We start from the raw sequence: 7,917 nt of genomic DNA, 5'->3' as shown, positions 1-7,917 counted from the left end.
TAAATCAGAAATGAAAAAAAAGGTAAACAGAAAAAAGCTTGGATCCCCACCCAAGCTTTTCTACTAACCACTAATTACTAACCTAAATCTACTATCTATGAAAAAACGTTTACCACTCGTCTACTTTACAAACATACTGCATTCTTTAGTTAAGTGCATTTAACAAAAGTTAATTGTTGCTAAAAATACGAAGCTCGGTACGTTTGCAACAATATAGGTTTTCCAAAATAAATGATTAAAAAAAACCTAGGTACTTACCTAGGCTTTTTAATCTAATCAATAACCTAAATCTATTATCTATGAAAAACCTTTTGTGTCACCTAATTATTTAAATATACGAAAATCTTTGATAAACGGTTGCGAATAGATGTTAAAAATCCTTAATGTATTTTTTTGCTACTCTGAAATAGGATAAACGGGATCTGATTTTGATTAATTTCAGGAAATTACCTTATGGAATTTGAGTCTTATAAAAAAGAACTTTTCCATAGCTCGGGGAATTTATCTAAATTAGGCCTTTAGCAAAAATTTAACTTCTATAATTACCCCATGAATGAGTCAGTACTAAATGCTTTAATGCAACTTTTCGCCATTATTGTGGATGAACAACAGGTTGGTTTTGAGATCGCTGCGCGAGATGTTGTTTCAAAGTATTTAGTGAAGCGGTTTAGTAAGGAATGGCATGAAAGATATTTAGATAATTTCAATCGTTACCTAAAAGAATCATATTACGCGAAAGGAAATAAGGATACAATTCAAAACAAACACAAGCAAGTGGCAGATGTTTGTGCAAAATTAGTTGAGGAGGCGGAGCAGGAACAGAAAGTTTGGATTATGTTGCAGCTTCTTGAATTTATTGATGATTCTGAATATACTGGTCCGGAAGAACTTGGATTTGTAAAGACGGTTTCTAAAGCATTTAAAATACCTAAAGAAGAATTTGAATACAGTCTGCAGTTTATTTTGGGAACTGAATATTCTATCCCGTTTAATCCGTATTTATTGATTGTTGATGCTAATGAGTCCTTTGAACATGAGGTTGTTAAGCATATTTTTAGTCCCAGACTACGAGGTCGTTTATTTATTCTGCATCTTGAAAGTACGAATACTTTTCTGATGAAATATTTTGGTGAGTACAACCTTTTTTTAAACGGCCATAATATTAAATTGGATCGTGCCTATATACTCTCGTATGGATCTGTGATTAGAAGTCATAGAATTGATCCAATATACTATTCCCAAATTGTATCGGTATTTATTGAGCGGAAAAATCTTTCCGATATTCGCTTCGTTGCTAAAAATATTGAATTTAGGTTCCCCGGGTCTAATAATGGTGTATTCCCGGTTAATTTTCATGTAGAATCAGGACAGCTGATTGGAATAATGGGAGGCAGTGGTACAGGAAAATCTACCTTGCTAAATGTGTTGAATGGGAATTTACCTTTAAATCAGGGCGATATATATATTAATGGATATCATCTTCATAAGGATAAAGAGGAACTTGAGGGCGTTATTGGATACGTTCCTCAGGATGATTTGTTGGTTGAGGAATTAACAGTTTACCAGAATTTGTTTTTTAACGCCAAGCTATGTTTCGATAATTTGGATGAGGAAACAATTGAGAATATTATAGATGATACCATTGAAAATTTTGATTTGGTTGAAGCCAGAGATCTAAAAGTTGGAGATCCTATTAACAAGGTTTTGAGTGGCGGACAAAGAAAGCGCTTAAATATTGCATTGGAATTAATGCGGGAACCTTCGGTTTTGTTTGTGGATGAGCCTACTTCCGGATTATCGAGTATGGATTCTGAAAAGGTGATGTTGTTGCTGAAAAGACAGGTTTTAAAAGGGAAATTGGTGATGTGTAACATTCATCAACCATCATCAGATATTTTTAAGCTGCTGGATAAGTTAATTATTATGGATCAAGGTGGAAAAGTGATCTATTTTGGAAATCCAATTGATGCAGTAGTCTATTTTAAAACTCAAAGTCAGTATGTTAAAGCAGATGAAAGCGAGTGCTTGACTTGTGGTAATGTAAATTCGGAGCAGATTCTAAGAATTGTGGAAACCCGAATGATGAATGAGTACGGCAGGCAAATCCGTAAAAGAAAGAGAAGTTCCGATGAATGGTACGAATTGTACAAAGAGAATATTGAAGCGAAGAATCCGGTTAAGATACCAAAGCGGAAACGAATGATTCCAATCAATTATTTTAGTATTCCCAAACGAACAGAGCAGTTAAAGATCTATTTGGCGCGTGATGTAAAAGCGAAAATCAGCAATAAACAGTATATTTTTATTACTCTCCTTGAAGCTCCTGTTTTAGCAGTTATATTGGGATATTTCACCAAATATATTAGTGGCACGGATGATGATCCTACGGCTTATATTTTCTCAAATAATGAAAATATCCCCTCCTTTATTTTTATGGCTGTGGTGGTATCTCTCTTTTTAGGATTGATTATTTCAGCAGAAGAAATTCTTCATGACCGGAGAATTATGAAGAGGGAATCCTTTCTCAATTTAAGCCGGTTTAGCTACTTAAATTCAAAGGTAATTGTGATGCTTGTAATTTCGGCAATTCAAACCTTGCTGTTTGTTTTAATAGCTAATACTATTCTCGAAATTAAAGGATTGACTTTAGAATATTGGTTGGTTTTGTATACGGCATCCGCCTGCGCTAATATGATTGGCTTAAATTTGTCGGCAGCCTTGAATACTGTTGTGGCGGTTTATGTTTCTATCCCTTTTATTTTGGTGCCACAGCTATTGTTCTCCGGTGTAATTGTGAACTTTACAAAATTACATCCGGCTATAACTTCGCAAAAATACGTGCCGTTTGTTGGCGATTTAATGACTTCACGTTGGGCTTATGAAGCTTTAATAGTAGAACAATTCAGAAACAACGATTTTGAGAGTCAGTTTTTTGATTATGAACAAAAAATGAGTGAGGCTTCGTTTCGGTCATCATTCTATGTTCCTGAATTAAAGCAGCGATACCAAAGCTGGTTGCAAACAAGCAATTTAAAACAGTTGCAGGTATTGCAGAACGAATTTGGAAAATTGGCAGACTTGTATACTTTGCCAAGTGGAGTGGAACTTACCGAAAACGGATTTGTGAACTCTTCGGTTGATTTGTTGGAATGGCTAAAGAAAATTAAGCAAAACGGGTGGGCTAATTATAAAACCGAGTCAGATAAAAGAGATCAGGCTTACCTAAACTTATTGGAACAATACGGAGGTAAAAATGGATTGTTTGAATTCAAACAAAAACACCATAACGAAGCTATTGAACAGATTGTTTTAAATCGAAGAGAGCTAAATAAAATTGTTGAATTTAAAGGTGAATTGATTCAATTAAAAGACCCTGTTTTTCAAATTCCCGGGAATAAAATGGGAAGAGCCCAACTATTTTCATCTCAGAAACGAATTGGAAATTATCTTGTGAATACTTTTTGGTTTAATGTGATTGTTATCTGGTTAACCAGCTTGTTTTTTTACTTTACACTTTATTTTGATGTTTTAAGAAGATTATTGCTTCTGATAGAAATATTATGGGTTAAGATACTTCCCGAAGGCCACATACGAATTACCAGAAAACGTCTGAAGTAATTGTGATGGATAAAATATGAAAGGAGTTAAACTAAATTGTTTAACTCCTTTTTTATTAGAGATTTTTTGTAATTAAAGCGAATAATAAAATATTACAAATGTTTTATTATTTCTTCAGCATTCGATCTGTTTTTGTAATCAGGATCATACTGCACATATTTTACGATGCCATCTTTTCCAATCACATAAGTTGCTGGAACAGGAAGTGTTTGATCATCATTTCCATTTGAAGCGGCAAGATCAATACCATATTCCTTATATTTTTTCTGTAATTTTTCAGGTAATACAAAATCAACACCGTATTGTTTCATGATTTTGGAATCTACATCGTGCAGAATGGAATATTCTGCTTTTGTCTTATCTATTGTTTTACTAACATTCATAGTGGTTTCTGGAGTAATTGCTACCAATCGGGCACCTGATTTTTTAAAATCTCCAACATGATCTTGTAGATGAGATAGGTGCTTATTACAGTAAGGACACCACTGTCCGCGGTAAAATACAACGATTAGTTGCTCATTCTTTAAAATTTCATCGCTTGTTATTGTTTTACCATATTGATCCATTGCCTTAAACATAGGAGCTTTTTGCCCTACCAATATGCTGCTTTGTTCCTTCTGACCAAAACTTGTAAGGCTGGTTAATAATATTGCAGCCACCAGTAAAATTTTCATATTCTATGTGTTTATGTGAAATAAAATACAAATTAGTCTTTTATTTTTAGTTTTTAAGCAAGTAGAAGGCTATGTTGGCGTTAATGATTTGTTAATGGCGATAAATGCAAAAAAAAATCCCTTGCGCAAACAAGGGATTAAAGTACTAATGGAATATTAGTTTATGCTTTTTGCATTTTACGAATTTGGTATGTTGTGTCCACACCTGCTTGGTGAAATAAAACACCTACAGGACACATTTTCAAAGTTTGTTGTAAGCACTTGTCGATTTTTTCATCACTTGCATTAGAGTCAATTCTCAATTCAACTTCAACATCAGTAAAGGTTGGAGCGTCATCTTTCTGAAATCCGGTAGTATCTACTTCAAGAGCAGTAAATTCAATTCTCATTTTTTTTGCAACGATATTGAAAATTGTATTTACGCATCCGGAGTAGCTCATTAAGCACAATTCAAATGCTGTAGCTCCTAAATCTTCTCCACCTTTTCCTGCCGGTAGGTCAATTGTAACTTCGTGACCTCTGTTATCTGTAATAATTGAAGACGTTCCTTGAGTCCAAGTTGTAGTTGCTTTCATATTGTATCTTTATTTGTTTTAAATTTCAGTTTGTAAATATATATAATTATACAGATGTGTCACTGTTTTTTTGTTTGTTTAACAGCATATCGGAAATGTTTTCAGGTAAGTTGTTGACAATATGTCAAATTGACTGATTGTTTTGCTGTAGTTCAGACATTTTTTCTGCTTATTGACCTCATTGTCAATTTGGCAAATGTTTTGAATGATTCGTTTTGAATGACAATTAGCCATTTTATAATAAATGAAGTCGTAAAATCAAAAATATGAACTACAATAATTTTACAATTAAATCGCAGCAGGCAATTGAAAAGGCTTTTCAGTTAGCAGCGGGTAAACAACAGCAGGCAGTTAATACCGGACACATTTTAAAGGGTGTTTTGGTAGAAGGAGAGAATATCACCAATTTTCTATTTAAGAAGTTAGGAGTAAACTTAATAAACTTCTCGTTGGTCTTAGATAAGATTTTGGAAAGCTATCCAAAGGTAGTTGGAGGTGATCCTTACCTTTCAAGAGAAGCCACAAGTGCTTTGCAGTTTTCAACTGAGATTTCAAATAAAATGGGTGATCAGTTTGTTTCTCTTGAGCATATTTTGTTAGGTCTTTTAAAAGGGAAGGATCAAATTTCAAATCTGTTTAAGGATAATCAAATTAATGAGAAAGATTTTACTGTGGCTATCAATGAATTACGAAAAGGAGCAAAGGTCGATTCTCAAACGGCAGAGGATACATTTAATTCTTTGCGAAGATTTGCAATTGATTTAAATGAGCGAGCTAGAAACGGAAAATTAGACCCTGTAATTGGCCGTGATGAGGAAATTAGAAGAATTCTTCAGATTTTATCGCGAAGAACGAAAAATAACCCGATTTTAATTGGAGAACCAGGTGTGGGAAAAACAGCTATTGCCGAAGGATTGGCTCATCGTATTGTTAAGGGTGATGTTCCGGATAATTTGAAAAACAAACAGGTTTTTTCTCTGGATATGGGTGCATTGATTGCGGGAGCAAAATACAAAGGTGAATTTGAGGAGCGGTTAAAATCAGTGGTGAAAGAGGTCGTTGAGTCGGATGGAGATATTGTTTTGTTCATTGATGAGATTCACACTTTGATTGGTGCAGGAAAAGGCGAAGGTGCTATGGATGCGGCCAATATTTTAAAACCGGCATTGGCTCGTGGTGATTTGCGTGCAATTGGTGCGACTACCTTAGATGAATATCAAAAGTATTTTGAAAAGGACAAAGCTTTAGAGAGACGTTTTCAAAAGGTTATGGTGAATGAGCCAGATACCCTAAGTGCAATTTCCATTCTTCGTGGATTAAAAGAGCGATATGAAAATCATCATAAGGTTCAGATTAAAGATGAAGCAATTATAGCTGCCGTTGAGTTATCTCAAAGATATATTTCAGATCGGTTTTTGCCGGATAAGGCGATTGATTTGATTGATGAGGCTGCTGCCAAATTGCGTTTGGAAATGAATTCATTGCCCGAAGAACTGGATGAAATTGAACGAAGGATTAAACAGTTGGAAATTGAACGAATGGCAATTCAGCGGGAAGGTGATAAAAAGAAATTGGAAGATTTGTCGCGGGAAATTGCTGAGTTGAATGATGAAAGAAATCGTCTTCGGGCAAAATGGGAAGCTGAACGCGAAGTAATTGATGGCATTCAAAAGAATAAGGAAGAATTGGAAAACCTGAAGTACGAGGCCGAAAAAGCAGAGCGTGAAGGTGATTACGCCAGGGTTGCAGAAATTCGTTATGGCAGAGTTAAAGAGGTTGAGGAAGAAATTGAGCGTTTGAATGAACAACTGAAAATTAATCAGAATTCAGATGCCATGATTAAAGAGGAGGTTGGAAGTGAAGACATTGCTTATGTGGTATCGCGCTGGACGGGAATTCCTGTCAACAGGATGCTAAAAAGTGAAAGGCAAAAATTACTTGGCTTGGAAACAGAGCTTCATAAACGAGTGGTAGGGCAAGAGGAGGCAATTTCGGCTGTTGCAGATGCTGTTCGAAGAAGCAGAGCGGGCTTGCAGGATGTGAAAAGGCCAATTGGATCGTTCATCTTCTTGGGAACGACTGGAGTGGGGAAAACGGAATTGGCAAAAGCATTGGCCGAATTTCTGTTCGATAATGAAAACTACATGACTAGAATTGATATGTCCGAATATCAGGAACGTCATTCAGTTTCAAGATTGATTGGAGCTCCTCCGGGATATGTTGGCTACGATGAAGGTGGGCAATTAACCGAAGCGGTTCGCAGAAAGCCATACTCTGTTGTTCTTCTTGATGAGATTGAGAAAGCGCATCCCGATGTTTTCAATATTCTTTTGCAAGTATTGGATGATGGCAGACTTACGGATAACAAAGGAAGAGTTGTTGATTTCAAGAATACGATTATCATCATGACTTCAAATGTGGGTTCTCACCTGATTCAGGAAAAGATTTCGAAAATGGATTCGGGCAATAAAGGAGAATTAATATGGGAAGCTCGAAATGAAGTTCTCGATTTGTTGAAAAAGACCATTCGTCCTGAATTTTTAAATCGTATTGATGAAACCATTGTTTTTACTCCATTGGATCGGGAAGAAGTAAAACAAATTGTTCGATTACAGTTTGAGATGGTAAAATCGATGCTCATGAAAAATGAAATTAGCATTGAGTTAAGCGAAAAGGCAGTTACTTACCTTGGAAACGTTGGTTTTGATCCTCAATTTGGTGCCCGTCCAATTAAAAGGGTGTTGCAAAGAGAGGTTCTTAACGAATTGTCGAAACAAATTTTGTCGGAAAGTATTGCTCCCAATCAAAAGATTTTAATTGATGCTGAGGAAAATGGATTGGTTTTTCATAATCTGTAAAATCATCAAACTTGATTTAAATACGAAGCCTGCTTGCATTGTGAGCAGGCTTTTTTTAGCTCAAAATTTGATAATAGAAACACTCAATTGTGAATATTTACTTGTTATTTCAAACCTTTGCGGAGATTTTTTTCTGCTTTTCACAGGCAATTTTTATACATTAAAATTTAATTTAATTTCTTTGTTAATTGA

4 protein-coding genes are annotated in these 7,917 nt (G+C 35.1%); 2 read left to right on the top strand and 2 right to left on the bottom strand.

Going from position 1 to position 7,917, the window contains the following annotated elements:
• Positions 1–549 precede the first annotated feature (549 nt).
• On the top strand, positions 550–3,618 hold the full coding sequence (locus QUH73_RS18255) for an ATP-binding cassette domain-containing protein (RefSeq protein WP_289531876.1): 3,069 nt from the start codon (positions 550–552) through the stop codon (positions 3,616–3,618).
• 92 nt (positions 3,619–3,710) lie between these two features.
• Here the strand turns inward: QUH73_RS18255 and QUH73_RS18250 are convergent, their stop codons facing one another.
• Together QUH73_RS18250 and QUH73_RS18245 are read right to left on the bottom strand one after the other, a co-directional pair.
• Complete coding sequence (locus tag QUH73_RS18250) at positions 3,711–4,292, bottom strand: peroxiredoxin family protein (protein WP_289531875.1); 582 nt, start codon at positions 4,290–4,292, stop codon at positions 3,711–3,713.
• A gap of 161 nt (positions 4,293–4,453) precedes the next feature.
• Positions 4,454–4,867 (bottom strand): OsmC family protein, encoded by a 414-nt coding sequence (locus QUH73_RS18245; protein WP_289531874.1) that lies wholly within the window; start codon positions 4,865–4,867, stop codon positions 4,454–4,456.
• A gap of 266 nt (positions 4,868–5,133) precedes the next feature.
• On the opposite strand from QUH73_RS18245, the gene clpB reads away from it, so the two are divergent.
• Complete coding sequence (clpB, locus tag QUH73_RS18240) at positions 5,134–7,725, top strand: ATP-dependent chaperone ClpB (protein ID WP_289531873.1); 2,592 nt, start codon at positions 5,134–5,136, stop codon at positions 7,723–7,725.
• Positions 7,726–7,917: the final 192 nt, after the last annotated feature.

Origin of the sequence: Labilibaculum sp. K2S, assembly GCF_030372765.1 — a bacterium.
GTDB lineage: Bacteria > Bacteroidota > Bacteroidia > Bacteroidales > Marinifilaceae > Labilibaculum.
This window is presented reverse-complemented; position numbering and strand designations above follow the sequence as displayed.

Bases quoted from the DNA above. Each gene is read 5' to 3' on its own strand.
- QUH73_RS18250 (WP_289531875.1), bottom strand. From the start codon at position 4,292: ATGAAAATTTTACTGGTGGCTGCAATATTATTAACCAGCCTTACAAGT.
- QUH73_RS18245 (WP_289531874.1), bottom strand. From the start codon at position 4,867: ATGAAAGCAACTACAACTTGGACTCAAGGAACGTCTTCAATTATTACA.
- QUH73_RS18255 (WP_289531876.1), top strand. From the start codon at position 550: ATGAATGAGTCAGTACTAAATGCTTTAATGCAACTTTTCGCCATTATT.
- clpB (WP_289531873.1), top strand. From the start codon at position 5,134: ATGAACTACAATAATTTTACAATTAAATCGCAGCAGGCAATTGAAAAG.